The following is a 24,004-nucleotide window of genomic DNA, read 5'->3' on the forward strand; positions in this document are numbered from 1 at the left end:
GTTCTGCTGCTACAGCCACTTCTTCCATTTGAAGAAGGCGACGAGCCCGACAGCAACGACCAGCATGAACAAAAGTGCCGCCGGGTAGCCGTAGTAGGCCTTGAGCTCCGGCATGTTCCAGGGCGAGCTATCCGGGTCGAAGTTCATGCCCCAGACACCGACGAGGAAGGTGAGCGGCATGAAGATCACCGAGACGATGGTCAGATAGGAGATGACGTCGTTGGTGCGTGCCTGGGTCAGCGACAGATGCATTTCGATCAAGCCGGTCAGCATGTCGCGCTGGGTCTCGACCAGTTCGATCAGCCGCAGCGCATGGTCGAGCGTGTCGTTGAAGAATATCTTGGTCTCGGCCTGCACGAAGGGCACGTCGTTGCGGATCAGCGTCGCCAGCGCGTCGCGCATCGGCCACAGCACGCCCTTCAGCACATTGGCGTCGCGCCGCAATTCGTGCAACTGCCGCATCTGGTGCTTGTGGGGCGTGTTGAGCATCTGGTCTTCGATGCCGTCGACCAATTCGCTCACCGTCTCGATCGGCGGGAAATAGCTGTCGACGATGGCGTCGATCAGCGCATAGGCGAGATAGTCGGCGCCGCGCGAGCGCAGCCGGTTGGGCATGGGAGCCGCGATGCGCTTGCGCACTGGATCGAACGGGTCGCCCTCGCGCTCCTGAAAGGTGACGACGAAATTCTCGCCGAAGAACACCGCGATCTGCTCGTAGCGATGCGCGGCGACATCGTCGATCATGCGCATGACGACGAAGGCGTGGTCCTCGAAGAAATCCACCTTCGGCCGCTGGCCGGTGTTGACGACATCCTCGAGCGCCAGCGGATGAAGGTCGAAAATCCGGCCGATCTCTTCGATCAGCGGGATGTTCGCGAGCCCCGTGCAATCAAGCCAGACGACCGGCCAGCGGTCGCAATGGGTGTTGAGCTCGTCGATGCTGGCATTGTCGATGGTTTTGTATTTCTCCGGCGAGATCAACGTCAGCCGAAGCTCGCTGCGCCGCGCCGCCGGATCGGCGATCAAGGTGCCGGGCGAAGCGCCGACCGGCGGCCGGCGGATTTTCAGCGGCGCCCGCCTTCCGACGGTCTCAGCCATTGCCACAATCCTCTGGGCCATAATCCTCTGGGCCATGATTCCTCTGGGCCATGAGCTCCCCTGGGGCGCGACGTCATAGCAGATCGCTGCTCTAACCGTCGGTTTTCATGCAATTCCGACGGGAAACCGTTACACGTTTTCCTGGAACTGCGAGCCGAAACTAGCCGAGTGCCGTCAACCGGCAAAGACCCGCTTGGGCTTGAACATGCCCTGTTCTATGGCGCCGATGGCGACGAGCTTGCCGCGCGCCGTGGCACAGGCCTCCTCGGCCTCGACCGGCGCGTCGCGCCCTCGAATGATGACGGGATTGCCGAGGCGGATCTTGGTCGCGGCGTCATCGCTGACGGCGACCTGCGGCAGGCAGTCAAGCGCTGCGGCGGTCTCGACCAGCAGCGCATCAAGGGCGCCGAAATCGACCGGCACCTCGGCTTCTTCGTCCGAATTCTCATCCGTCTTGCCGCCGAAGCGCGCCGCTTCGAGCTCGGCGACGGTGACGAAATCGTCCGCCGTGAACGGCTCGACCTCGACGCGGCGCAACTCGGAGATGTGGCCGAAGCAGCCCAGATCGCGACCCATGTCGCGCGCCAGCGAGCGCACATAGGTGCCCTTGCCGCACTCGACCTCGAAGACGGTTCTATCGACACCATGCTCGACGATGTCCAAACGGCCGATTTCGATCTCGCGGGCGGGAATGTCGACCGTCCCGCCGTCGCGGGCAAGATCGTAGGCGCGCTCGCCGGCAATCTTGACGGCAGAAAATTGCGGCGGCGTCTGCATGATGACGCCGGTGTATTTCGGCAGCAGCGCCCGCACCTCGGCCTCGGCCGGGCGGCGGTCCGAGCTGTTCGTCACCGGCCCTTCGAGGTCGTCCGTCGACCGCTCCTCGCCCCAGGCGACGGTGAAGCGGTAGACCTTGGCGCCATCCTGCACGTAAGGCACGGTCTTGGTCGCCTCGCCGAGCGCGATCGGCAGCATGCCGGAAGCCAACGGGTCGAGCGTGCCGGCATGGCCGGCCTTCTCCGCTTGGAACAGCCATTTGATCTTGGAGACGGCTTCGGTCGAGCCCATGCCGACCGGCTTGTCCAGCACCACCCAGCCGGAGACCGGCCGGCCCTTCTTCTTGCCGCGGCGCGCCACCTATTCCTCGTCCTTGTCGTTGTTTTTATTCTGGTCGCCAAGATCGCGCGCGACCTCGGGCGATTTCAGCAATTCGTTGATCCTGGCGAAATTGTCGAAAGACGTATCGAGCCGGAAGCGAAACTCGGGCATGTACTTCATCTGCCTGAGCGCGCCCGAGACGCGGCCGCGAATGAATTTCGCATGTCTGTTGAGCGCCCCGACCACGGCGTCGGCGTCGCCGGCCCCAAGCGGCGAGATGAAAGCAGTGGCGATCTTGAGGTCGGGCGACATGCGTACTTCCGAGACCGAGACGACACTGTTCTCGATCACCGGGTCGATGATTTCGCCGCGCTGCAGGGTCTCGGATAGGGCGTGACGCACCTGCTCACCGACGCGCAGCATGCGCTGGGAGGGGCCTGATGTTGTCGAACGGGACATTTTTCTTCAGTCCTGAAATCGTGAAGCGCGGGATGGGACCGCGCCACATGTCTCAACTACGAAACAAGGATCTCGGGCGGCAGCCTTGCGGCCGCCGCCCGGTGAATTCCGGCAAGTATATCCGAAATTAGAGCGTCCGGCTCACCATCTCGACGCGGAAGCACTCGATGACGTCGCCGACGCGCATGTCCTCGTAGTTCTGGAAGGCCATGCCGCATTCCTGACCGCCCGGCACTTCCGAAACCTCGTCCTTGAAGCGCTTCAGCGTCTTCAGCGTGCCTTCGTGGACGACGACGTTGTCGCGGATCAGGCGCACGCCCGCGCCACGCTCGACCTTGCCTTCGGTGACGCGGCAGCCGGCGATCTTGCCGACCTTCGAGATGTCGAAGATCTCGAGGATCTCGGCATTGCCGATGAAGGTCTCGCGCCGCTCGGGCGAGAGCATGCCGGAAAGAGCTGCCTTCACGTCATCGACGAGGTTGTAGATGATCGAATAGTAGCGGATCTCGATGCCGGCAGCGGCAGCAGCCGTGCGCGCCTGCGCATTGGCGCGGACGTTGAAGCCGATGATCGCAGCGCCCGAGGTCTCGGCAAGCGAGACGTCGGTCTCGGTGATGCCGCCGGCGCCCGAATGGACGATCCGTACCCTGACCTCGTCGTTGCCGAGCTTTTCGAGCGCAGCGTTGATTGCCTCGATCGAGCCCTGCACGTCGCCCTTGATGACCAGCGGAAACTCCTTCAGCCCGCTCGCCTGCAACTGCGACATCATCTGCTCGAGCGAGCCGCGCTGGCCGGCATGCTTGGCCACCGCCTTCTCGCGCGCCAGGCGCTGGCGATACTCGGTGATCTCACGCGCACGCGCCTCGTTGTTGACGACCGCGAAGCGATCGCCTGCCTGCGGCGTGCCCTGGAGGCCGAGCACCTCGACCGGCATTGCCGGCGGCGCTTCCGGCACATGCTCGCCGCGATCGTTGACCAGCGCGCGGACACGGCCCCATTCGTTGCCGGCGACGATGATGTCGCCGGGCATCAGCGTGCCGGTCTGCACCAGCACGGTGGCGACCGGACCGCGGCCCTTGTCCAGCTGCGCCTCGATGACCGCGCCTTCGGCGGTGCGGTCGGGATTGGCCTTGAGGTCGAGGACTTCGGCTTGCAGCAGAATCGCTTCCAGCAGCTTGTCGAGATTGGTGCCCTTGGTCGCCGAAACCTCGACGTCCAGCACCTCACCGCCCATCGATTCCACGAACACTTCGTGGCGCAGCAGTTCAGTGCGCACCTTCTGCGGGTCGGCGTCGCGCTTGTCGATCTTGTTGATCGCCACGATGATCGGCACGCCGGCCGCCTTGGCGTGATTGATCGATTCGATCGTCTGGGGCATGACGCTGTCGTCGGCCGCCACCACCAGCACGGCGATGTCGGTCACCTGGGCGCCGCGAGCGCGCATCGCCGTGAAGGCGGCGTGGCCGGGCGTGTCGATGAAGGTGATCTTCTGACCGTTCTTCTCGATCTGGTAGGCGCCGATATGCTGGGTGATGCCGCCGGCCTCGCCTGAGACGACATTGGCGTTGCGGATGGCGTCGAGCAGCGAGGTCTTGCCGTGGTCGACATGGCCCATGATGGTCACCACGGGCGGACGCGACACCAGGTCTTCCGGGCGGTCGGCGATGTTGAACAGGCCTTCCTCGATGTCGGACTCGGCGACGCGGCGGACCGTATGGCCGAACTCGGAAGCGACCAGCTCGGCCGTATCGGCGTCGATGACGTCGCCCGGCTTCAAGATCTGGCCCTGCTTCATGAAGAACTTGACCACGTCCACGGCGCGCTCGGACATGCGCTGCGCCAGTTCCTGGATGGTGATGGTTTCGGGCAGGATCACTTCGCGCATGACTTTCTCGCGCGGCTCGTTGTGCATCGCGCGCTTGAATTTTTCCTGGCGGCGGCGCATCGACGACAGCGAGCGGCCGCGCGCATCTTCATCCGACAGCGCGGTGTTCAGCGTCAGCTTGCCGCGGCGACGGTCTTCCTCGCCCTTGGTCGGCTTGGCCGGCCGCGCGACTTCCGGCGTGACCAGACGGCGCACAGGCGCTCCGGCGCCGGCACCACCAGGGCGCCGCGGCTTGACCTCCTCTTCCTCGTCGGCCGTGGCCAGTTCGGCGGCTTGCGGGGCGCGGCGGCGCGCTTCTTCCTCGGCGCGGCGGCGGGACTCGGCCTCGGTTTGCAGACGTGCCTCTTCCTCGGCCTGACGGCGGGCGGACTCCTCACGCTCGCGCTTGCGGCGCTCTTCCTCCTCGGCGCGGCGCTTGGCCTCTTCCTGGGCGCGCTGACGATCCTCGATCTCACGCGCCTTGGAGCCTTCGAGCGCCCTGCGGCGCGCTTCCATCTCGCCGCGCGACAATTCGTTCAGCACCATGCCGGAGCGTTCCGGCTGCGGCGGCGCCTTCGGCGCTTCCTGCACGGCAGGCGCGGGTGCCGCGGCTGCGGGCTTCGGGGTGAAGACGGACGGCGCCACCGGCTCCGGCTTGTCGCCGGGCAGCGAGAACTTGCGCTTCTTGGTCTCGACCACGACCGACTTGGTGCGTCCGTGCGAGAAATTCTGGCGCACGGTGCCCTGCTCGAGGCCAGGGCGCTTCAGCGTCAAGGTCTTCTTCGGCGTAACGCTCAACGTCTTGTCGTCGCCCGATTTCGTATCGCTCATTCCATATCCTCTGCGGCATCATCATCGTCAGCAACGGCCGCAAGCATTGCCAAATCGTCCGGGGTTCCGCCCCGATAACGGTCGAGCGCAACCATGCGCTTCTCAACCGCCTTACCCGCATCCTGCGCGAGGACGGCAGCATGTATCACATTTGTACCCCCCAATGCCAAGCTCAACTCGGCTTCGGGGAAAAGTTTGTAGGCCGGTGTAGCGGGGCCGCCGAGATGAACGGTTGCCCGCCGCGCCTGACTGATCTTGCGCACGCCGTCGTCCGAGGCTTCCCTCGCGTGCAGCACGAAGAGCGCCTGCCCGTCGCGCACGGCAGCCTCTACCTTGGCGGCGCCCAGTACGACCGCTCCGGCCTTGCGAGCAAGACCCAACATGCCCAGGGCGGATCTGGAAAGCAGCCCGTCGACCATGTCGCCGAGTTCGGCTGGAACGGTGACCTGCGCCTTGAAAGCGCGGGCAAACAGGTTCTTCGCCGCTGCCTTGTCGATATGTAGGCGATCGGCGGTGACCCAGCAACCGCGGCCGGGCAGATTTCGCTTGATGTCCGGAACGACGGCCGAATCCGGGCCGACGACGAAGCGGATCAGTTCATCCGCTTCGGCCTGCCTGCGCGTGACGATGCAAGTGCGATCGTTCATGTCGTCCACGGGTTTTGCGATTGGTGGTCACCTCACGCACCGACGGTTTCACCGGCCGCTTCCTCAGCGGCCAGTTCTTCCTCGGAAATCCAGCCGGCCTTCTTGCGAGCGGTCAGCACCATCTGCTCCGCATCGGCGCGCGAGACGCCGTGATCGGCGAGCACACCGGGATAGACCTTGGTCTCGCCGTCCTTGCGTTCCTTCCAGCCGATCAGGTCGTCGGCGGCATAGCCGGCGAAGTCCTCGATCGTCTTCACGCCGTCCTCGCCGAGGGTCACCATCATGGCCGTGGTGATGCCGGGGATCTCGCGCAGCTCGTCCTCGACGCCGAGCGCCTTGCGCTTCTCGTCGTGCTCGGCCTCGATCTTCTCCAGATATTCGCGGGCGCGCGACTGGATTTCCGAAGCGGTGTCCTCGTCGAAGCCGTCGATCGAGGAGATTTCGCCAGAATCGACATAGGCGACTTCCTCGACGCTGGTGAAGCCTTCCGAGGCAAGCACCTGGCCGACCATCTCGTCGACATCGAGGGCTTCCATGAAGAGGGCCGAACGCTCGACGAATTCCTTCTGGCGGCGCTCGCTCTCTTCCTGCTCGGTCAGGATGTCGATGTCCCAGCCGGTGAGCTGCGAGGCAAGACGCACGTTCTGGCCGCGGCGGCCGATGGCCAGCGACAGCTGGTCGTCCGGCACGACCACCTCGATGCGCTCCGCATCCTCGTCGAGCACCACCTTGGCGACTTCGGCCGGCTGCAGCGCATTGACGATGAAGGAAGCGGCCGAAGGCGACCACGGAATGATATCGATCTTCTCGCCCTGCAATTCGCCGACCACCGCCTGGACGCGGCTGCCGCGCATGCCGACGCAGGCGCCGACCGGATCGATGGAGGAATCCCGCGAGATGACGGCGATCTTGGCGCGCGAGCCCGGATCGCGGGCGACCGACTTGATCTCGATGATGCCGTCGTAGATCTCCGGCACTTCCATGGTGAAGAGCTTGGCCATGAACTGCGGATGCGTGCGCGACAGGAAGATTTGCGGGCCGCGCTGCTCGCGGCGCACGTCGTAGACATAGGCGCGGACGCGGTCGCCATATTTGTAGTTCTCGCGCGGGATCAACTCGTCGCGCCGGATGATCGCCTCGCCGCGGCCGAGGTCGACGATGACGTTGCCATATTCGACGCGTTTGACGGTGCCGTTGACGATCTCGCCGATGCGGTCCTTGTACTCGTCATACTGACGATCGCGCTCGGCCTCGCGCACCTTCTGGACGATGACCTGCTTGGCCGACTGCGCGGCGATGCGGCCGAAATCCATCGGCGGCAGCTGTTCGGCGATGAAGTCGCCGAGCTGGGCGTCGGGATTGCGCTCGCGCGCCGTGGAAAGGGCGATCTGCGTCGCGTAATCCTCGACCTTCTCGACCACTTCCATCAGCCGCTGCAGCTTCATCTCGCCCGTATTGGGATTGATGTCGGCACGGATATTGGTTTCCTGCCCATAACGCGAACGCGCCGCCTTCTGGATCGCATCGGCCATCGCGGCGATGACGATCTGCTTATCGATCGACTTTTCACGCGCGACCGCATCGGCGATCTGCAGCAGTTCGAGCCTGTTGGCGCTTACAACCATTGTCTTTCTCCCGACTTCGCTCCGGGCATCGGCCCTGAAGCTCGATCAACTTTCCTGTTCGGTTTCGTTTTCTTCGCCGGCGATTGCATCTTCTTCCGCTTCGCCCCGGCGTTTTTTTGCTTCCTTGCGGGCCCTGTTGTCCTTCGACAGGGCCTCGCGAATAAGATCGTCGGTCAGCACCAGACGCGCCTCGGCAATCGCGTCATAGGGCACGCGTACCGTCGGCTCTTCGCCATAGGCCGCCTTGTCGCGCTCCAGCAAGATGCCGTCGGAGTCCGCCTCGGCGATCTTGCCTTTGAAGCGCTTGCGGTCGCCGATGAGGACCGACGTCTCCATCTTGACCAGATGGCCGGTCCAGGTGGTGAAATCCGATTTGCGCACCAGCGGCCGGTCGATGCCCGGCGACGAGACTTCGAGATGATACGCCTTTTCGATCGGATCTTCGACATCGAGCGCGGGCGAAACCGCGCGGCTGACCTCTTCGCAATCCTCGACGGTCATGGTGCCGTCGTCGCGCTCGGCCATGATTTGCAGCGTCAGCCCGTTCTGGCCGGTCAGTTGCACCCGCACGAGGCGGAAGCCGATGGCCTTCAGCACCGGCTGTATGATCAGCGCAATGCGCGCATCGATACCGCTTTCGCGGATGATACGGTCGTCGGCCTCGCTTGCCGCTGCGGTCATAAGTTTCCTGTCGCCTTGTCGCTCCGGCCGGCAGGTAACAAAAAAGAGCGGGACCGGGTGGACCCACTCTTCGTCATACCGACCAAGAATTTGAGGCTGATATAAACGATCCCGCCCGGCGTTTCAAGCCTGACGATGCATCGGAAGCCCCGAGGGTAGCAGCGTTGCGTGCCGAGCATGGCAGCCATGCGCCGGCGCCTCTGTAACCTTCGCCTGCCGACAACCATCTATGTTGCGGTGCAGAAAGAAAGGTCGGGCGCACTGGCGCGCGAAGGTATTTGTCATGGACCGTGGATTGTTTTTTGTGATTGGCGATTTTCTTGGCACGTTCGGCAGCGCGGCTGCCGCATCGCGGGCCGTCGAGGCGAACCGCAAGCCGCGCCGCAGCGACCTGAAGAAACTCGGCATTGACCCGGCCGCTTTCGACAAGCTCGGCCGCTTTTAGGCCGCCCGTCGCGGCTCCGCCGGAGAAACTTTAGGCCGGCCGCAAGCCGGGTTCTCTGCGACCGGGAAGACCACTTTGCAAGCGATCGCCCGCTGCTGAGCGGCTGGTTACCGGTTCCTGGGAAGTTAGTGCTCGGTCGGCCTACTTCCGAATAAAGGTCAGATAGGCGGGCCGCCTTCCCGCGCGAAGGGCCTTGGCCTCGTAGCGGGTGCCGGGCCAGCCCTCATAGGGCGTGTGCCAGTCGGCAGCCTCGTTTGCCTGCCAGGCGAAACCGCCAATTGCGCGGCAGGCGAGCAGCGTCCAGTTCACATAGCTGTCGATATCGGAGGCGAAGCGGAATCTCCCGCCCGGCTTCAGAACCCGGGCGAACCGGTCGAGATTGGCGGGGCTGACAAAGCGCCGCTTCCAGTGCTTCTTCTTCGGCCACGGATCGGGATAGAGCAGGTCGATGCCGTCGAGCGAGGCTCGCGGCAGCCAGTCGAGCAGACGCGTGGCGTCGTCGTCATAGACTTTCAGATTGGCGAGCGGGCGCTTGTCGAGCGCCGTCATCATCTTGGCCATGCCGTTGACGAAGGGCTCGACGCCGATGAAACCGGTCGCCGGAGCCTCCGTCGCGCGATGCAGAAGATGTTCGCCGCCGCCGAAGCCGATCTCGAGCCGACAGGCTGAAACGTCCGCCTTGAACAGCGTTCCAAGGTCCGCGGGTGCCTCCGCCGTCAGGTCGAGGCGATAGGCGCGCAAGCCACGTTCAAGCGCCTTGGCCTGCTGCGGACGAATGGTCTTGCCGTGCCGGCGGCCGAAAAATGCTTCGGTCGCGCGGCTTGGCCTGTCGGTTGGCTCCATGAACAGGTCTGGCGAAGCCGTCAGGCGGCAATCGCATCGGCAACCGCGTCCTTGAGCGCCTTGGCAAGGTCCGTCTTCTCCCAGGAGAAGGAACCGTCCCGGCCGGCCTTGCGGCCGAAATGGCCATAGGACGAGGTTTTCGCGTAGATCGGCTTGTTGAGGTCGAGATGACGGCGGATGCCGGAAGGCGAGAGGTCCATCACCTTGCGCAGCGCCTCCTCGAGCCTGGCCTCGTCGACCCTGCCGGTGCCGTGCAGGTCAACATACACCGACAGCGGCTGGGCGACGCCGATGGCGTAGGAAAGCTGGATGGTGCAGCGGTCGGCGAGCTTGGCCGCTACCACGTTCTTGGCGAGATAGCGCGCCGCATAAGCAGCCGAACGGTCGACCTTGGTGGTGTCCTTGCCGGAGAAGGCGCCGCCGCCATGGGGCGCAGCACCGCCATAGGTATCGACGATGATCTTGCGGCCGGTCAGGCCGGCATCGCCGTCTGGCCCGCCGATCACGAACTTGCCGGTCGGGTTGATGTACCAGTTGCAGTCGTCGGCAACCTTGAGTTCGCCAAGCGCCTCGCGGACGTATGGCTCGACGACATTGCGGACCTTCTTGGAATCCCAGCTCGAGTCGAGGTGCTGGGTGGAAAGCACGATCTGCGTCACTTCCGCCGCCTTGCCGTTGGCATAGCGCACGGTGACCTGGCTCTTGGCGTCCGGGCCGAGCTTGGCGGCCTCGCCGTTGCCTTCGTGGCGCGCGGCGGCAAGCAATTCGAGGATCTTGTGGCTGTAGTAGATTGGTGCCGGCATCAGGTCCGGCGTCTCGCGGCAGGCATAGCCGAACATGATGCCCTGGTCGCCCGCGCCTTCCTCGCCCTGGCGGTCGGCGGCATTGTCGACGCCCTGGCCAATGTCCGGCGACTGGCCGTGCAGCAGCACCTCGATCTTGGCCGTCCTCCAATGGAAGCCGGCTTGCTCGTAGCCGATCTCACGGATGGCCCTGCGGGCGACCGATTTGAACTTGGTCGGATTGACGACCGGGTGGCCCGCCGCATCCTTGAGGATGTTGCCTGCCTTGTCCTTCTTCAGCAGCGTCTCGGGAACCCTGACCTCGCCGGCGATGACGACGCGGTTGGTGGTGGCCAGCGTCTCGCAGGCAACGCGCACCTTCCACGGGTCCATGCCCGTCTTCCTGGCCTCGCGATAGACGAGATCGACGATCTCGTCGGAGATACGGTCACAGACTTTGTCGGGATGGCCTTCGGAGACGGATTCCGAGGTGAAGAGATAGTTCTGCCGCGTCACGGGTGTCCCCTCTTGAAAAGGATCGGCAAGGCTGCCGATTTTGGCGCGCCACGTGTTAGCGGTGCCGGGCGCCGCTCGTCAAGCGGCGCGACAGATCTGGCATGACTATCGGCACAATCAACTTGTGCCACCGGCGGCAGGCACCGCCGGCGACATGAGCCTGGATTCACTCGGCGTCGTCCGGCGAAAGGGACTTCACAAGATCGATAATCCGGCGCCGCACCTTGACGTCGGGAATCTTGACGAAGGCACGATTGAGCTGAAGCCCTTCCGGGCTGCCGCAGAATTCGATCGCGAAAGTCATCGAGGCATCCTCGGCAAATCCCCGATTGCCGGTGACCGCCTCCTGACCGGGGGCGTCCTCGAAGAAGAAGGCGACAGGGACGCTCAGGATGGAGGCGATTGCCTGCAGGCGGCTGGCGCCGACCCTGTTGGTCCCCTTTTCGTACTTCTGTATCTGCTGAAACGTGATGCCGAGATTTTCACCCAGCTTTTCCTGGCTCATTCCAAGCATATTGCGACGCAGCCGAATACGACTGCCGACATGAATGTCGATCGGATTCGGCTTCTTCTTGTTCTCTTCTGTCATTTTTTCCTCGCCGAATTTTTCCGGCTTTTTCTATTTTTGCCGCCCAAACGAAACCGGAGCCACCTGCCCCAACAGACCCCTCCAACCGACTTCGAGAAAATTTTAGGCGTTACAGTATGAGTTTCTAATGTGCCGACTGTCAATTCACCCGTAGCCGCTGCCTTACATTCAATGTGAGGGCCGCGAGGGCAAACAGCAACATGATCAGCAATCCGTTAATTCGCCGCTGATCGGCGGTTACCAGGGCGCGCCCGGAAACCGGCACATGGGCGTCGATGGCGCCGCGCGCATCGACTGCCAGGGCATCGACGATGCGCCCACGCGAATCGACAACGGCGGAGATGCCGTTGTTGGCCGCACGCAACAAAGGCACTCCATTCTCCACCGCACGAATCTGCGCCTGCCTGAAGTGCTGGTAAGGGCCTGGCGTGTCGCCAAACCAGGCGTCGTTGGTGACGTTCACAATAAGCTCGGATGACGCTGCATCGATTGCAACGAGGTCAGGAAAGATGACCTCGTAACAGATGAACGGAACCGCGCGCAGGCCGTTCGGCACCGCGATCGGATGGCGTTCGTTGCCGGCGGCGAAATTCATCGGTCCGGCAACGAGCTGACCTATGCCGAAACGCTCGAACAGGCCGGCAAAAGGCAGATATTCGCCGAACGGCACCAGATGCACCTTGTCGACAGCATCGACGATCTCGCCCTTGTCGTTGATCGCCACCACGGAGTTGTAATAACGGCTGCCGGCATTGCCTGCGCCACCCTCCTCGCGCACCACGCCGGCAATCAGCATCTGGCCGTCGCCCAGCATATCCCCCAAGGCCGTCAGCGCGTCCGGACGCTCCGTGAACAGGAACGGCACGGACGTTTCCGGCCACAGGATCAGTTGCGGCTTGGCATGGCCTTGCTCCGGTGCCTTCGCCGAAATCCCCATCAGCGTGGCGAAGATGCGGTCGCGCACCGAGGCATCCCATTTCTCGGTGAGGTCGACGGCGGGCTGAACGATGCGCACGTCGATCGAGCGGGTGGCCGGCGGGGCTGGGACGGCAAGCCTGAAATAGCCGAAGCCGACGTGAGCGGCAACGAGAGCGACGAACAAGGCCAAGCCCAGCCTGAGATGCCGGCGCGCCGCGACAAGCGCCGGCAGGGAAAAGACAAAAACGGCGAGCGCGTTCATGCCGATCATGCCCGTCACCGACACGCTTTGCATCAGGAGGGGCACCGGCATTGCGGCATAGCCGACGGCATTCCAGGGAAAGCCGGTGAACAGGAAATCGCGCAGCCATTCCGCAAGGCCGAAGCCGAAGGCAAGTGCGGCGATGCGGCCGATATCACTGCTCCAGCAAAGCCGCGCCACGAGCGTCGCAAAACCATAGAAGAAGGCGAGCCCAAAGGGGATGCCGACGACGGCGAAGGGCAGCGCCCAGGCGAAGCTGTCGGCCTCGACAAGAAGGGCCTGGCCGATCCACCAGAGGCCGGCGAGGAAATAGCCGAAGCCGAACCACCATCCGATGGCGAAAGCCGGGCGAAGGCGACGCAGCCAGCCGTCGGAGGCTTCACCGGTGGCGCCGTCGAGCAGCCAGACAAGCACCGGAAACGAGACGAAACAGACGGCGAAGAAATCGTAAGGCGCCTGGGCGAGAACCGCGAGCGCTCCCGCGACAAACGCTACCAGCGACCGCCGCCACCCCCACAGCAGAATTATCCGGCCGGCAAAGCGCTGCATTCAACTTTCCAAGTCGCGCGAATCAGGCAGCCAGAGATTTAACAGGCCGAGCCGGATGCTCCAAACACGAGTAAGCGCAACCAAATTCACGGTCGCGCTAACGGTGCCACCCTTCAATGCTGAGGCCGCTCAGTCGCTCGGCCTCCTCTTTGGGCACAATGCGCACGGTCTGTGTGAAGGTCCAGACATGGCCTTCTGGATCGCGGGCTCGATATTGCCGTTCGCCGTACAAGCGATCGATGGGCTCCTCAACGATTTCTGCCCCCGCGGCGCGCGCTTTCTCGCAATGGGCGCCGAGGTCTTCCCTCAATCGGATATAAACCGACTGCGTGTTCTTGCCGCCGACAGAGGCGGGGCTGGCAATATGCGCGGCCCATTCGCCATCGACGATGATATAGCCGTCGCCGAACCGCATTTCGGCATGAACAAGTCGCCCGTCGCTGTCGCTCGCCAGCATGCTCGGCTCGAAGCCGAACGCCGCCTGAAGCCAGGCCAAAGCCGCGCGGGGATCTTGATAGAAGACGCCGGAGCCGAGGACAGCGTGCTTGAACGGGTCGTCGATCGGCATGAGCGAATATCAGGCCTGCTCGGTGCGCGCCGCGCGGCGGCGCTGCCGTTCGCCCTTCGGGCTCTGCACGATGCGCACCCGCTTGACGCGGCGCGGATCGGCGTCGAGCACGTGGAATTCGAAGCCCGGTATGGCCTGCACCACTTCGCCACGGGCCGGAACCCGGCCGAGCGTGTTGAAGATCATGCCGCCGATGGTGTCGACATATTCACCGTGCTCGCCCGCGGCGAAATCCTCGCCGATCATCTTGGCGACCTCGTCGATCTCGGCCTTGCCGTCGACCACGAACACGCCCTCTCCGATCCGGGTGATCATCGGCTCGTCGTCGTCGTGCTCGTCCTCGATGTCGCCGACCACCATCTCGACGATGTCTTCGAGCGAGGCGAGGCCATCGGTGCCGCCATACTCGTCGATGACCAGCGCCATCTGGGTGCGCGTCGTCTGCATGCGCCCCATCAGGTCGGAAGCAAGCATCGATGGCGGCACGAACAGCACCGGCCGGATCAGGTCGAGATCGCCGATGGTGCGGGCGAGATCGACCTGGGCCAGATCGAGGATGGTCGGCGCCTGGGCCTTCCTGTTCGCCCGGCCCTTCTTGACGCGGGCGACCTTGGTGATGTGGGCAAGAACGTCGCGTATGTGGACCATGCCGCGCGGATCGTCGAGCGTTTCGGAATAGACCGGCATGCGGGAATGACCGGACTGTTCGAAGAGGCCAAGCAGATCGCCAAGCGAGGTGGTGATCTCGACCGCCTCGATATCGGCACGCGGCACCATGACGTCCTCGACGCGCACTTCGCGCAGCCGCAGGATGTTGTTGAGCATCGCACGTTCGCCGGGCGAGAAGGATTCGGCATCGGTGGCCGTCTCGGCCAGCGCGTCGGCGATCTCCTCGCGCAGGTTGGTGCCGTTGCGGTGCCTGAACAGGCCTAGCACGCGATCGAAGAGAGAAGGACCGGCATGCGGAGGCTCGGCGGCCACGCTGCCGGTCGGAATACTCGGACTGGAGCCCTCTTCCGATTTTTCGGAAGGCTTGGCCGCACTGCCGGCGTCCGGACGGGCGGCAGTTTCTGGTTTGTCGTTCATCGCCATCAGGTCAATTGGTCTTTTTTGTTACGCGTAGGGATCGGGAATGGCAAGCCTCGCAAGCGCCGCGCGCTCGATCGCTTCCATCTCCTCGGCCTCGGCGTCGGTCTCGTGATCATGGCCCAGAAGATGCAGCAGGCCATGGATGACGAGATGGGTGATATGGTTCGCCAGCGGCTTGTCTTCCAGTGCGGCCTCACGCGCAACCGTCTCGGAAGCAAGCACGATGTCGCCCAGCATCGGCGGCAACTCGGCGCCCTTCGGGACGGAAAAAGCCGGGAAAGACAGTACGTTGGTCGGCTTGTCCTTGCCGCGCCATTCGACGTTGAGAGTGCGGATATGGGCGTCGTCGGAAAAAACGACGCTGAGCTCCGATGCGCCGCTCGCACCGGTTTCGGCAAAGGCGGCAGCGACGGCATGATCGACCAGGTGCGCCAGCTCGGCCTCAGGAGGCCAGTCGCCGGCCTCGACGAAAATATCGATGTCGACCGGCGTCTTGCCGCTGGATCCCGGATTTTCAGCCATGGGGCTTGGATCAGCTCTCGGCGCCGAGGCCCCTGGCGAACTTGCCGTCCCGATCATAGGCCTTGACGATCTCGGCAACCAGCGGATGGCGCACGACATCGCCCTCGTTGAAGCGGACCGTGACTATGCCCGGCACGCCGTCGAGGATGCGCAGCGCCTCGACCAGGCCCGACTTGGTGTTGGGCGGCAGGTCGATCTGGGTCGGATCGCCGGTGACGATCATGCGCGAGTTCTCACCGAGACGGGTGAGGAACATCTTCATCTGCATCGGCGTGGTGTTCTGCGCCTCGTCGAGGATCACCGCGGCATGCGCCAGCGTGCGGCCGCGCATGAAGGCTAAAGGCGCGATCTCGATGACCTCGGCGGCGATCGCCCGTTCGACCTTGTCGGCCGGCATCATGTCGTAGAGCGCGTCGTAGAGCGGCCGCAGATAGGGGTCGACCTTCTCCTTCATGTCGCCGGGCAGGAAGCCGAGCCGCTCGCCGGCCTCGACCGCCGGGCGCGACAGCACGATGCGCTCGACCATGCCGCGCTCGAGCAGCATCGCCGCATGGGCCACCGCCAGATAGGTCTTGCCGGTGCCGGCCGGGCCGATGCCGAAGACCATTTCGGAGCGCTCCAGCGCGCGCATATAGGCGTCCTGGTTGAGCGAACGGGCATAGATCGTGCGCTTGCGCGTGGCGATCTGGGCGGCCGAAACCTTGCCCTTGCGCTCCATGGTGGGCAGCGTCAGCTGGTCGTCGGCGGCGATCGCCATGCGCACGGCGCCGTCGACGTCGGACTGGCCGATATCGACGCCCTTCTGCAGAATGCCATAGAGCGTGTCGAGCGCGCGGCGCGCCTGCTCGGCGGCCGAAGCCGTGCCCTTGATCGCAAGCTGGTTGCCGCGCGAACGGATATCGACGCCGAGCTTCTGCTCGAGACGGGCCAGATTCTCGTCGAACTGGCCGTATAGGGCGCTGGCAAGCCTGTTGTTGTCGAAGGTCAGTACGATGTGCGCCATGTCGGAGGCCCCGGATGCCTGGTTCTGGGGCGGATTCTTCAGTTCAGCAGCGCTCAACCGTCTCTCCTCATCTGCCGAGGCTTGTGGCTATGCATGTCGTTGTCCCGAACCGCGAGCACTTTTTGGGCGACATGCATCAGGCCAACTCGGCGAACAGGCTGTTGGGACCTGTCTTCGTGATTCGTACGTCGATAATGTCACCGATTCCGCCGGCCTTGTCGTCAACAATAACAGGCTGCAGCCAGGGCGAGCGGCCGACGATCTGACCGGCATGGCGGCCGGGCTTCTCGATCAGCGTGCTGACGGTGCGGCCGACCAGGCTGGCGATGAATGCCTTCTGCTGCTCGTTGACCAGCGCCTGCAGGCGCTGCAGCCGCTCGTCCTTCACGGCTTCCGACACATGGCCGTCCATCTCGGCGCCCGGCGTGCCGGGACGCGGCGAATATTTGAACGTGAAGGCCGAAGCGTAATTCACCTCGCGCACCAGTTCGAGCGTTGCCTCGAAATCCGCTTCCGTCTCGCCGGGGAAACCGACGATGAAGTCGCCGGACATGGCGATATCGCCGCGGGCGGCGCGGATGCGATCGATGAGCGCCAGATAATCGCGTGCCGTATGCCTGCGGTTCATCGCCTTCAGTATCCGGTCGGAGCCAGACTGCACTGGTAAATGCAGATAGGGCATCAAGGCCGGCAGGTCACGGTGCGCGGCGATCAATTCATCATCCATGTCGCGCGGATGGCTGGTGGTGTAGCGCAGCCGCGCCAGGCCGGGAATTTTCGCCAGGCGGAAGAGCAGGCGACCGAGGCCCCATTCCTCGCCGTTTTCGCCCTCGCCGTGCCAGGCGTTGACGTTCTGACCGAGCAGCGTCACCTCGCGCACGCCAGCCTCGGCGAGGCGCTCGGCCTCGGCGACGATCTGGGCCACCGGCCGCGAGACTTCGGAGCCGCGCGTATAGGGCACGACGCAGAAGGTGCAGAACTTGTCGCAGCCCTCCTGAACGGTAAGGAAAGCGGTGACGCCGCGCTTTGCCAGCTCGGCGCGCTTCGGCTGCGGCAGATGCTCGAATTTGTCCTCAATGGCGTAGTCGGTCTCGACGATCTTCTCGCCGCCGCGCACCCTCGCCAGCACGTCGGGCAGCCGGTGATAGGTCTGCGGGCCGATGACGAGATCGACGGCCGGCGCACGGCGTATGATTTCCGCCCCTTCGGCCTGTGCCACGCAGCCGGCGACGCCGATCAGCAGCTCACGGCCGGCCTCGGCGCGCTCGGCCTTCATGTCGCGGATGCGGCCAAGCTCCGAATAGACTTTTTCGGCTGCCTTCTCGCGGATGTGGCAGGTGTTAAGCAGCACCAGATCGGCGTCTTCGACGGCGTCGGTGGCGACATAGCCGTCGGCCGCCAGCGCATCGGTCATACGCTGGGAATCGTAGACATTCATCTGGCAGCCATAAGTCTTGACGAAGACTTTTTTCGCCGCCCCGGCATGCACCGGCTCGCGCTCAGGCGCGGTGCCGATGTCGTGGCTTTCAATCGTGTTCAATTCCATCGGGCGGCTTCTAACGCCTTTCCGCGACAAAAAACAGCCGATTCCGGCAGGCTACGGCGCCGCGCGTCGGTTTTTCAAGCTATGCGCTGACGACTGGGACGCGGCTCGGCGAGCGCAGCCTGCATCATCTCGCGCACCCTGGCTTCCATCAATCTTGCCGTTTCCTTGCGGTTTGAACCCTTGGAGAAGGGCACCGGATCACCGAAATGCACTTCGGCATCGAGCGAGCCTTCGGCAAGCAAACCCTTCAAATGCGGCATCAGGTCCTGGTCGCCGATCCAGGCGGCGATCGGCCGGTGACGGCGGCCCATCGGCACGCCATGCAGGCGGGTATAGGCGATCGCCACCGGCTGGATAAACACTTGGTCCGCCGCCCCTTCCGAAATCGCCATCGAGGCGGCACCGAACAAGGTGCTCTTGAACGGCAGCACCAGATTGCCGTCGCCGGTCGAACCCTCGGCGAACAGCACCATCGCATCGCCCTTGGCCATGCGTTTGGCGATCTCGCTCGCCTGGTCGCCGGAGGTGCGTTTGCGCTCGCGCTCGATGAAGACGGTGCGCTGCAGCTTGGACAGCATGCCGATCATCGGCCAGCCTTCCATGTCGGCCCTGGCGATGAACTTCACATCGACAAAGGAACTGAGCACCATGATGTCGGTCCAGGAGATGTGGTTGGCCGCGATGAGCAAGGGGCGCTCCTTCGAGAGCGCGCCTTTGACGTGCACGCGCATGCCGAGCGCCTTGAGGATCATGCTGTGCCAGATTTTGAGGACCACCGTCTCCGGCCAAAGCCTCGTCTTCATCGACAGGAGCTGCAGCGGCGCCAGCACCAGCGTGCCGGCGGCGACGAGGCCGAACGCCAGGAAAATCCGCAATTTCTTGATCATTCGCTCCGGCCCTATCCCACGGTCTGGCTAGCGAAGATCGCGGCGCATGACAAGCGCGCCGGTCGGGCCGTGCTCGGTCGACCGGTAGTAGTTCGGACGCTGGCCGACCTGACGGAAGCCGAGCCGGCGATAGAGCGCGATGGCCGGCGTATTGGTCTCGTCGACCTCGAGGAACAGCGCCTCGGCGCGCTGCGCATGCAATTCGCGCAGCACCGCATCGATCAATTGCCAGCCAAGCCCCTGGCGCCGATGGGCGCGAGCCACCGCGACCGTAAGGATCTCGCCCTCGCCTGCCGCGAGCCGCGCCAGCACGAAACCGACCGGCGGCTTCGCACCCTGCCCGGTCTCGCGCGCGGCGAAACCGAACACGGTTTCCTGTTCGAGCAATGCCGCGAACTCGCCATCGGTCCAAGGGCGAACGAAATCCTCGCGATGCAGCACCGCAACGGCGGCGCTGTCGGCAACCGTCAGCGGCTCCAGCGCATAATCCCTGCGGCGCGGCTGAAAGAAAGGTATGCGCATCAGGACTTTTTTCCCTTTGGTGCATGATCTTCTCCAGAACCCGGCTTTCCGGATTCATGGCTCCGCCTTGGCAGAATGAAACCAGCCTGCGGCTTGGCGTCGGCGCCGCGCAGATAGAGCGGCTTCGGCTTTGCGCCTGGCCCTTTCGCGGCGGCCAGTCGGGCATAGGTCGCTATGTCGGCTGTGGCAACGGCCGGCCCGGTGTCGAAACCATGTCCGCTCGCCGCGATCAGCGGCGCGGCGGTGCCGGTGAGGACCGCTTTCGCATCGACTGCCATTCCGGTCGCTTGGGAAAGCGTGGCCACCGTTGGTCCGTAAGTCAGAACTAACGCTTCATCGAAAAGCGCCGCATGGAGTTCCTCGCGGCCGGCGTCGAGCGCCGCCAGCACGGCACGGCCGGGAAAGGCATTCGCGGCTTCCGCCGCCAACGCTTCCAGCGTCGTCACGCCGATAGCCGGGATCTTCAGCGCCAGGGCCAAGCCGCGCGCGGTCGAGACGCCGACGCGCAGGCCGGTGAAGGAACCGGGGCCGATCGAGACGGCTACAGCGTCCAAGCCTTGGTAGCCGATCCCGCTGGCCTTCAATGCCGCCTCGATGACGGCCATCAGATGCTCGGCATGCCCTTTGCCGAGGTCGAGCACCTGGCGGCCAAGCTCGATGCCAGCGTCAGCGTCGTGTACGCAGGCGGCGCAGAGATTGGCGGCGCAGTCGATGGCGAGCAGCTTCATAGGGCCGGTTAACCAACTGGATCAAAACACATTCCCTGTGCCCGGCATGGCCCGCCGCCGCAAGGGCCACGCCGCATAAATGTTATGCGGCTTGGCTTTAGCGCGACATCAGGAAGCTGGCCTTGACAGCGATCAGCCCGCAGCCGCGATGCGCAGCACGTGGTTGTCCCAGACATAGTCAGGTTCGGCGCGCGACTCGCCCGCACCGCCGACGATCTCGCCAGCGCCGGTCGTTGCCATGAAGTCGGCGCCGTCCGGCGCGAGACCGCAAACTTCGACCAGCGACTTCGTCGCGACAACACGTCCGCTGGCGGCATCGATGACGGCCAGCGAATTACCCTCCGGCGAGGTCACGGCGACGGTGGCGGCATCGGGATTGGCGGCAACCGAGCCGATATAGTTGCGGAAGCCCGACAGCACGTCCTGCGGCATCTGCAAAAGCTCGAGCTCCTTGCCGCGCGCGGCGCGGCCGACCAGCGCCGGCCGGTCGGTCGCCGGCCCGCGATACTGGCAGCCGAACCAGACGGTGCCCGTCCGGTCGCGGTCCATGTGACGGATCGACAGCTGATGCAGCGCCGGCGGCAATTCGTGCTTTTCGATCAGGTCGCCAGTGATGCGGTCGACCAGCGTGTAGGAAGGCTTCATCGTTGCGATGTTGAGCTCGGCGCGGCCGAAATCCGGATGCGTTTCGATGCCGCCATTCGCGACGGCGAGCGTCCTGCCGTCGCCGAGCAGCAGCAGTTCGTGCGGACCCGTGCCGTAGGTCGGGAACTCGCCGATGCGGCTGAACTTCGCCCGCGCGTCATAGACGCCGACGACGCCGGCGGCGTTGTCGAAATCATTTTCCGTTGCATAGAGCAGCGCGCCGTCGGGCGAGAACACGCCGTGACCGAAGAAGTGCCGGCCGGCGATGCTGGCGATGGTCAAAGGCTCCTCGCGGCCGGTGTGGTCGAAGACCATCGCGAAGGTGCCGGGCTGGCGGGCGAAGACGATCGAGCGTTTCGACACCAGATCGAACGCGACGTCGTGGCCACGGTCGGGCAGATCGAGCGTGTGCAGGATCTTGCCGGCCTCGGAGAGCACGGCGGCGCCGAAGCTGCCGTCGCGCCTGACGAAGGCCGTGGCGAAGACGGCGTCCGTTGCAAGCGTCTCCGCCCAGGCGCGCGGCGCCATCGCCGCGGCGAAGCCGGCGCCGGCGGCACGCAGAAAGTCGCGGCGATCGATGAGCGGCGTCGTCACGGCGTCAATCACCATCCAGCGAGGAAAAGCCGGCGGTCAGGCCAAACTCGGCGGTCATCCTGGTGCCGATCAGGGTCGAGAGGCTGGAGGTGATAAGCGCGAGATGCTCGAGCTTGTCGCGCAGCGCCGGATCGGCGAGCGCCTTGTCGATCGGGCCGCTAACAGACTTCGCCGTCGCCACGCCGTTGGTCAGCTGGATGTGGATGGATTCGGCCATCCACCGCGCATCGGCGGGCAGCGCATCGCCAAGCTTCGAGGCCTGGAACAGCTTGTCGATGCCGGACAGATTTCCGGCCAGCGAATTCAGCGTGTTCTGCGAGCGCCAGTAGATCGCCTGCTTCGGCTTGTCAGCATCGGGCTTCGCGCCAAGAAAACCCTTGAGCCGCACGTCGCGGATCATTTCCAGCTCATTGATAAAAACGCCGACCAGTTCCGTCACCGCTTCGGTGCCATCACGATAGAGCGGGTTCTTCGGCCCCGGATTGGCCCAAAGCGATGCAAAACCATCGGGCTTGCTCCACGCTTCGCGGACCTCGCCGGCGATCGATTGGATGTTGCTGGCCACCGCCGCGCCGTAGGCGCAGCGATAGGGATCGTCCTTACTGGCAAGCGTTTCGGCACCATCGCCGAATAGCACATATTCCAACGCACCGAGGCCCTGCATGGCCACGCTCTTTCCCGCGAGTTGCGCCGGATCGGCGGCGGAGGGATCCTTGGCAACGAGGATCGACTGCACCTGCCTCAATCCGATGCTCTTGCGGTCCGGCCAGTAAAGCATGCGCTCCAGCCGGTTGTTCTCCTTGACCGGCCCGAAGGCGATGATCTCGGCTACCGACCAGGCTTCGACGGTGGCGGAAAACTCGGTACGCGCCGCATCGAGATTTTGCTGGGACGGCGCATTGCAGAGCTGGCGCATCGCCTGGGTCAGGGTCCCGGCATGGTCGTCGAGGCTGGCGTAGGCCGGGCGGACGAAGCCGTCGATCGCGCGGCCGATGACATCGGAGGCTTTGACCGCGGGCTGGGTCGGCAAGGCCATGGCCAGCAAGAAAGGAAGGGCAAGCGCGGCGGCGCGACGGTTAAACATCAGAGCGACTCCAGGAATTTGATCAGCGCATCGCGGTCGGCGGCAGCTGCGCGGGCGAAGCGGTCGCGCGCCTTCTGGCCCTCGCCGCCGTGCCACAAAATCGCCTCTTCGAGCGTCCGCGCGCGGCCGTCATGCAGATAGAAGCTGTTGCCGTTGACCGTGGCGGTCAGGCCGATGCCCCAGAGCGCCGGCGTGCGCCATTCGCTGCCGCTCGCCTCCCCCACGCGCTGCCCGTCGGCGAGGCCCTCGCCCATGTCGTGCAGCAGGAAATCGGAATAGGGCCAGATCAGTTGGAAGGCATGCGCCTTGTTGGGCGTGCCGTGCATGGTGACGAATTTCGGCGTGTGGCAGGAAATGCAGCCCATCTCGTAGAATTGCTTCTTGCCGGAAAGAACCTCCGGCTTGTCGAGGTCGCGCCGCGCCGGCACAGCGAGGTTCTGCGAATAGAAGGTGACGAGGTCCATGACCGGGGGCGGCGCTTCCGCCGCGCCCAGGCGCTCTTGGACGCCGTTCGGCAGGGTAAGGCACGCCTTCTCAGCCTCGGTGCAATCCCCCCAATGCTTCGGCACTTCAGGCGTCGAGATGCCGATATCGCCGGCAAAGGCATCGGCGGCCTGCTGCCGGATCGACGCGGCCTGCGCTTTCCAGCCGAAGCGGCCCAAAGTTATCGCGCCGCTCAACTCCTCGCGAACTATGTTCGGCCGGCCGGAGATGCCGTCGCTGTCGCGGTCATCCGGATCGGCAAGGGCGAGGATGTCGGCCGAGGCGATCTGCTCAATCAGGCCGAGCCCGATCATCGGCGGCGTCAGGCGCGGCGACAACGTCGTGCGCGGGTCGAGCGGGCCATAGCCCGGATTCTCGACCGAGTAGCGGGGCTTGCGCAGCAAAACGACGGCACCGTCGCCCAGCGTTACCTTCTCTTCCGAATAGTCGATGCGCATGCGGCCTTCACCCTTGAGGCCGGGAACCGCCAGATCCTGCAATTGCGAGCCATAGACAGGATCGGGGAAATTCAGCAGCTTATGGTTGGCAAGTTCGGCTCTCTCCTCGGCATTGCTTGCATCGCGCGCCAGCCGCAAGAACATCGAGGTCGAGCCTGCGCCGCTTCCCGGCGGTCGGCCGCGACCATCCTTCAGATGGCAGTTCTGGCAGGCGCGTTCGTTGAACAGCGGACCGAGCCCGTCGGACGCCTGGGTCGATGACGGCGACGACACCCAGTTCTTGCGGAAAAGCGCATTGCCGAGCTTGAAGGTCCCTTCCTCCTCGAAGGTGATGTTGGCGGAAGGCTGCGAGAAGGCGTCGCGGTTGACGTCCTTCCTCGACGTGCCGGCGCCGCCCTGCATCAGCTCGAACGGTTCGGGCTTTGTAAAGTCGGTCGTAGGCTTGGTGACCGCCAACACCCGCGCCTGATCCCCCGGCGTCAGATCTGTGCGGCTCGTCGGCAGACCCGCCGGCTCGCCCGCCATGGCGGGAGCAGAAAGCGTGATTGCCAGCAGGAGCGTGGCACCGCGCCAGATCCGGTATCGCGGGTTCCTCGGGAGCAGCAGGCCGGCTATCTCGGCCCGCCATGAGCGGCGCGAAAAATCTATCGGGCGCCGCATTCCCGCAT

General features: G+C 64.5%; 23 protein-coding genes. 1 reads left to right on the top strand and 22 read right to left on the bottom strand.

Annotated features, from left to right (window positions below; genetic code table 11):
- Positions 1-9 precede the first annotated feature (9 nt).
- From corA to rimP, 7 genes are all read right to left on the bottom strand, one after another.
- The gene (gene corA / locus P9217_RS07930; RefSeq protein WP_127241625.1) at positions 10-1,104 is read right to left on the bottom strand and encodes a magnesium/cobalt transporter CorA; all 1,095 of its coding nucleotides are present in this window, start codon (positions 1,102-1,104) and stop codon (positions 10-12) included.
- 168 nt (positions 1,105-1,272) lie between these two features.
- Positions 1,273-2,235, bottom strand: coding sequence for a tRNA pseudouridine(55) synthase TruB (gene truB, locus P9217_RS07935; protein WP_095824225.1), 963 nt, complete (start codon positions 2,233-2,235; stop codon positions 1,273-1,275).
- On the bottom strand, positions 2,236-2,655 hold the full coding sequence (gene rbfA / locus P9217_RS07940; RefSeq protein ID WP_278086271.1) for a 30S ribosome-binding factor RbfA: 420 nt from the start codon (positions 2,653-2,655) through the stop codon (positions 2,236-2,238). It abuts the gene before it with no gap.
- 127 nt (positions 2,656-2,782) lie between these two features.
- Entirely contained in the window at positions 2,783-5,350 is a 2,568-nt protein-coding gene (infB, locus tag P9217_RS07945) for a translation initiation factor IF-2 (RefSeq protein ID WP_095824227.1), read from the bottom strand.
- Positions 5,347-5,997 (bottom strand): RNA-binding protein, encoded by a 651-nt coding sequence (locus P9217_RS07950; protein ID WP_095777502.1) that lies wholly within the window; start codon positions 5,995-5,997, stop codon positions 5,347-5,349. Before P9217_RS07950 ends, infB begins: the two co-directional genes overlap by 4 nt.
- 32 nt (positions 5,998-6,029) lie before the next feature.
- Positions 6,030-7,622 carry a transcription termination factor NusA gene (gene nusA, locus P9217_RS07955; RefSeq protein ID WP_066996346.1) on the bottom strand — a complete coding sequence of 531 codons (1,593 nt, stop codon included), beginning with the start codon at positions 7,620-7,622 and terminating at the stop codon, positions 6,030-6,032.
- A 45-nt stretch (positions 7,623-7,667) separates the two neighbouring features.
- Positions 7,668-8,303, bottom strand: a complete 636-nt coding sequence (rimP, locus tag P9217_RS07960) for a ribosome maturation factor RimP (protein ID WP_095777503.1) — start codon at positions 8,301-8,303, stop codon at positions 7,668-7,670.
- Positions 8,304-8,586: 283 nt separating this feature from the next.
- Between rimP and P9217_RS07965 the strand changes: the two genes are divergently transcribed.
- Positions 8,587-8,748, top strand: coding sequence for a hypothetical protein (locus P9217_RS07965; RefSeq protein WP_095777504.1), 162 nt, complete (start codon positions 8,587-8,589; stop codon positions 8,746-8,748).
- Between the two features lie 141 nt (positions 8,749-8,889).
- On the opposite strand, the gene P9217_RS07970 is transcribed toward P9217_RS07965, so the two are convergent.
- The 15 genes from P9217_RS07970 to P9217_RS08040 form a co-directional block, all read right to left on the bottom strand.
- Entirely contained in the window at positions 8,890-9,591 is a 702-nt protein-coding gene (locus P9217_RS07970; protein WP_278086270.1) for a tRNA (guanosine(46)-N(7))-methyltransferase TrmB, read from the bottom strand.
- Positions 9,592-9,611: 20 nt separating this feature from the next.
- Positions 9,612-10,889: a methionine adenosyltransferase gene (gene metK / locus P9217_RS07975; protein WP_095799322.1), complete on the bottom strand. Its 1,278-nt coding sequence runs from the start codon at positions 10,887-10,889 to the stop codon at positions 9,612-9,614.
- A 166-nt stretch (positions 10,890-11,055) separates the two neighbouring features.
- Positions 11,056-11,478 (bottom strand): helix-turn-helix transcriptional regulator, encoded by a 423-nt coding sequence (locus tag P9217_RS07980; RefSeq protein WP_095777507.1) that lies wholly within the window; start codon positions 11,476-11,478, stop codon positions 11,056-11,058.
- 139 nt (positions 11,479-11,617) lie between these two features.
- Entirely contained in the window at positions 11,618-13,207 is a 1,590-nt protein-coding gene (gene lnt / locus P9217_RS07985; protein ID WP_278086269.1) for an apolipoprotein N-acyltransferase, read from the bottom strand.
- 97 nt (positions 13,208-13,304) lie between these two features.
- Positions 13,305-13,775, bottom strand: a complete 471-nt coding sequence (locus P9217_RS07990) for a VOC family protein (RefSeq protein ID WP_278086268.1) — start codon at positions 13,773-13,775, stop codon at positions 13,305-13,307.
- Positions 13,776-13,784: 9 nt separating this feature from the next.
- A complete protein-coding gene (locus P9217_RS07995) occupies positions 13,785-14,861 on the bottom strand; it encodes a hemolysin family protein (RefSeq protein ID WP_127239964.1) in 1,077 nt (358 codons plus the stop codon).
- A 27-nt stretch (positions 14,862-14,888) separates the two neighbouring features.
- Positions 14,889-15,386, bottom strand: coding sequence for an rRNA maturation RNase YbeY (gene ybeY / locus P9217_RS08000; protein WP_278086267.1), 498 nt, complete (start codon positions 15,384-15,386; stop codon positions 14,889-14,891).
- A 10-nt stretch (positions 15,387-15,396) separates the two neighbouring features.
- A complete protein-coding gene (locus tag P9217_RS08005) occupies positions 15,397-16,389 on the bottom strand; it encodes a PhoH family protein (protein WP_278086933.1) in 993 nt (330 codons plus the stop codon).
- Positions 16,390-16,525: 136 nt separating this feature from the next.
- The gene (miaB, locus tag P9217_RS08010; protein ID WP_127214995.1) at positions 16,526-17,935 is read right to left on the bottom strand and encodes a tRNA (N6-isopentenyl adenosine(37)-C2)-methylthiotransferase MiaB; all 1,410 of its coding nucleotides are present in this window, start codon (positions 17,933-17,935) and stop codon (positions 16,526-16,528) included.
- A gap of 74 nt (positions 17,936-18,009) precedes the next feature.
- Positions 18,010-18,822 (bottom strand): lysophospholipid acyltransferase family protein, encoded by an 813-nt coding sequence (locus tag P9217_RS08015; RefSeq protein ID WP_278086266.1) that lies wholly within the window; start codon positions 18,820-18,822, stop codon positions 18,010-18,012.
- A 27-nt stretch (positions 18,823-18,849) separates the two neighbouring features.
- On the bottom strand, positions 18,850-19,344 hold the full coding sequence (rimI, locus tag P9217_RS08020) for a ribosomal protein S18-alanine N-acetyltransferase (RefSeq protein WP_067324509.1): 495 nt from the start codon (positions 19,342-19,344) through the stop codon (positions 18,850-18,852).
- Entirely contained in the window at positions 19,344-20,072 is a 729-nt protein-coding gene (tsaB, locus tag P9217_RS08025; RefSeq protein WP_127239961.1) for a tRNA (adenosine(37)-N6)-threonylcarbamoyltransferase complex dimerization subunit type 1 TsaB, read from the bottom strand. Before tsaB ends, rimI begins: the two co-directional genes overlap by 1 nt.
- A 132-nt stretch (positions 20,073-20,204) precedes the next feature.
- Positions 20,205-21,311: a DUF1513 domain-containing protein gene (locus P9217_RS08030; RefSeq protein WP_278086265.1), complete on the bottom strand. Its 1,107-nt coding sequence runs from the start codon at positions 21,309-21,311 to the stop codon at positions 20,205-20,207.
- A 4-nt stretch (positions 21,312-21,315) separates the two neighbouring features.
- On the bottom strand, positions 21,316-22,347 hold the full coding sequence (locus P9217_RS08035; protein ID WP_278086932.1) for an imelysin family protein: 1,032 nt from the start codon (positions 22,345-22,347) through the stop codon (positions 21,316-21,318).
- A gap of 47 nt (positions 22,348-22,394) precedes the next feature.
- Positions 22,395-23,996, bottom strand: a complete 1,602-nt coding sequence (locus tag P9217_RS08040; protein WP_278086264.1) for a di-heme oxidoredictase family protein — start codon at positions 23,994-23,996, stop codon at positions 22,395-22,397.
- Between the last annotated feature and the right edge of the window lie 8 nt (positions 23,997-24,004).

The organism is Mesorhizobium sp. WSM4989, assembly GCF_029625795.1.
Classification (GTDB): domain Bacteria; phylum Pseudomonadota; class Alphaproteobacteria; order Rhizobiales; family Rhizobiaceae; genus Mesorhizobium.

Coding starts and splice junctions, on each gene's coding strand:
- ybeY (WP_278086267.1), bottom strand. CDS start 15,386: ATGGCTGAAAATCCGGGATCCAGCGGCAAGACGCCGGTCGACATCGAT.
- P9217_RS08005 (WP_278086933.1), bottom strand. CDS start 16,389: ATGGCGCACATCGTACTGACCTTCGACAACAACAGGCTTGCCAGCGCC.
- nusA (WP_066996346.1), bottom strand. CDS start 7,622: ATGGTTGTAAGCGCCAACAGGCTCGAACTGCTGCAGATCGCCGATGCG.
- P9217_RS08040 (WP_278086264.1), bottom strand. CDS start 23,996: ATGCGGCGCCCGATAGATTTTTCGCGCCGCTCATGGCGGGCCGAGATA.
- P9217_RS07950 (WP_095777502.1), bottom strand. CDS start 5,997: ATGAACGATCGCACTTGCATCGTCACGCGCAGGCAGGCCGAAGCGGAT.
- P9217_RS07980 (WP_095777507.1), bottom strand. CDS start 11,478: ATGACAGAAGAGAACAAGAAGAAGCCGAATCCGATCGACATTCATGTC.
- P9217_RS07965 (WP_095777504.1), top strand. CDS start 8,587: ATGGACCGTGGATTGTTTTTTGTGATTGGCGATTTTCTTGGCACGTTC.
- P9217_RS07990 (WP_278086268.1), bottom strand. CDS start 13,775: ATGCCGATCGACGACCCGTTCAAGCACGCTGTCCTCGGCTCCGGCGTC.
- P9217_RS08015 (WP_278086266.1), bottom strand. CDS start 18,822: ATGATCAAGAAATTGCGGATTTTCCTGGCGTTCGGCCTCGTCGCCGCC.
- P9217_RS07970 (WP_278086270.1), bottom strand. CDS start 9,591: ATGGAGCCAACCGACAGGCCAAGCCGCGCGACCGAAGCATTTTTCGGC.
- tsaB (WP_127239961.1), bottom strand. CDS start 20,072: ATGAAGCTGCTCGCCATCGACTGCGCCGCCAATCTCTGCGCCGCCTGC.
- rimP (WP_095777503.1), bottom strand. CDS start 8,303: ATGACCGCAGCGGCAAGCGAGGCCGACGACCGTATCATCCGCGAAAGC.
- miaB (WP_127214995.1), bottom strand. CDS start 17,935: ATGGAATTGAACACGATTGAAAGCCACGACATCGGCACCGCGCCTGAG.
- infB (WP_095824227.1), bottom strand. CDS start 5,350: ATGAGCGATACGAAATCGGGCGACGACAAGACGTTGAGCGTTACGCCG.
- P9217_RS07995 (WP_127239964.1), bottom strand. CDS start 14,861: ATGAACGACAAACCAGAAACTGCCGCCCGTCCGGACGCCGGCAGTGCG.
- rbfA (WP_278086271.1), bottom strand. CDS start 2,655: ATGTCCCGTTCGACAACATCAGGCCCCTCCCAGCGCATGCTGCGCGTC.
- lnt (WP_278086269.1), bottom strand. CDS start 13,207: ATGCAGCGCTTTGCCGGCCGGATAATTCTGCTGTGGGGGTGGCGGCGG.
- P9217_RS08035 (WP_278086932.1), bottom strand. CDS start 22,347: ATGGCCTTGCCGACCCAGCCCGCGGTCAAAGCCTCCGATGTCATCGGC.
- rimI (WP_067324509.1), bottom strand. CDS start 19,344: ATGCGCATACCTTTCTTTCAGCCGCGCCGCAGGGATTATGCGCTGGAG.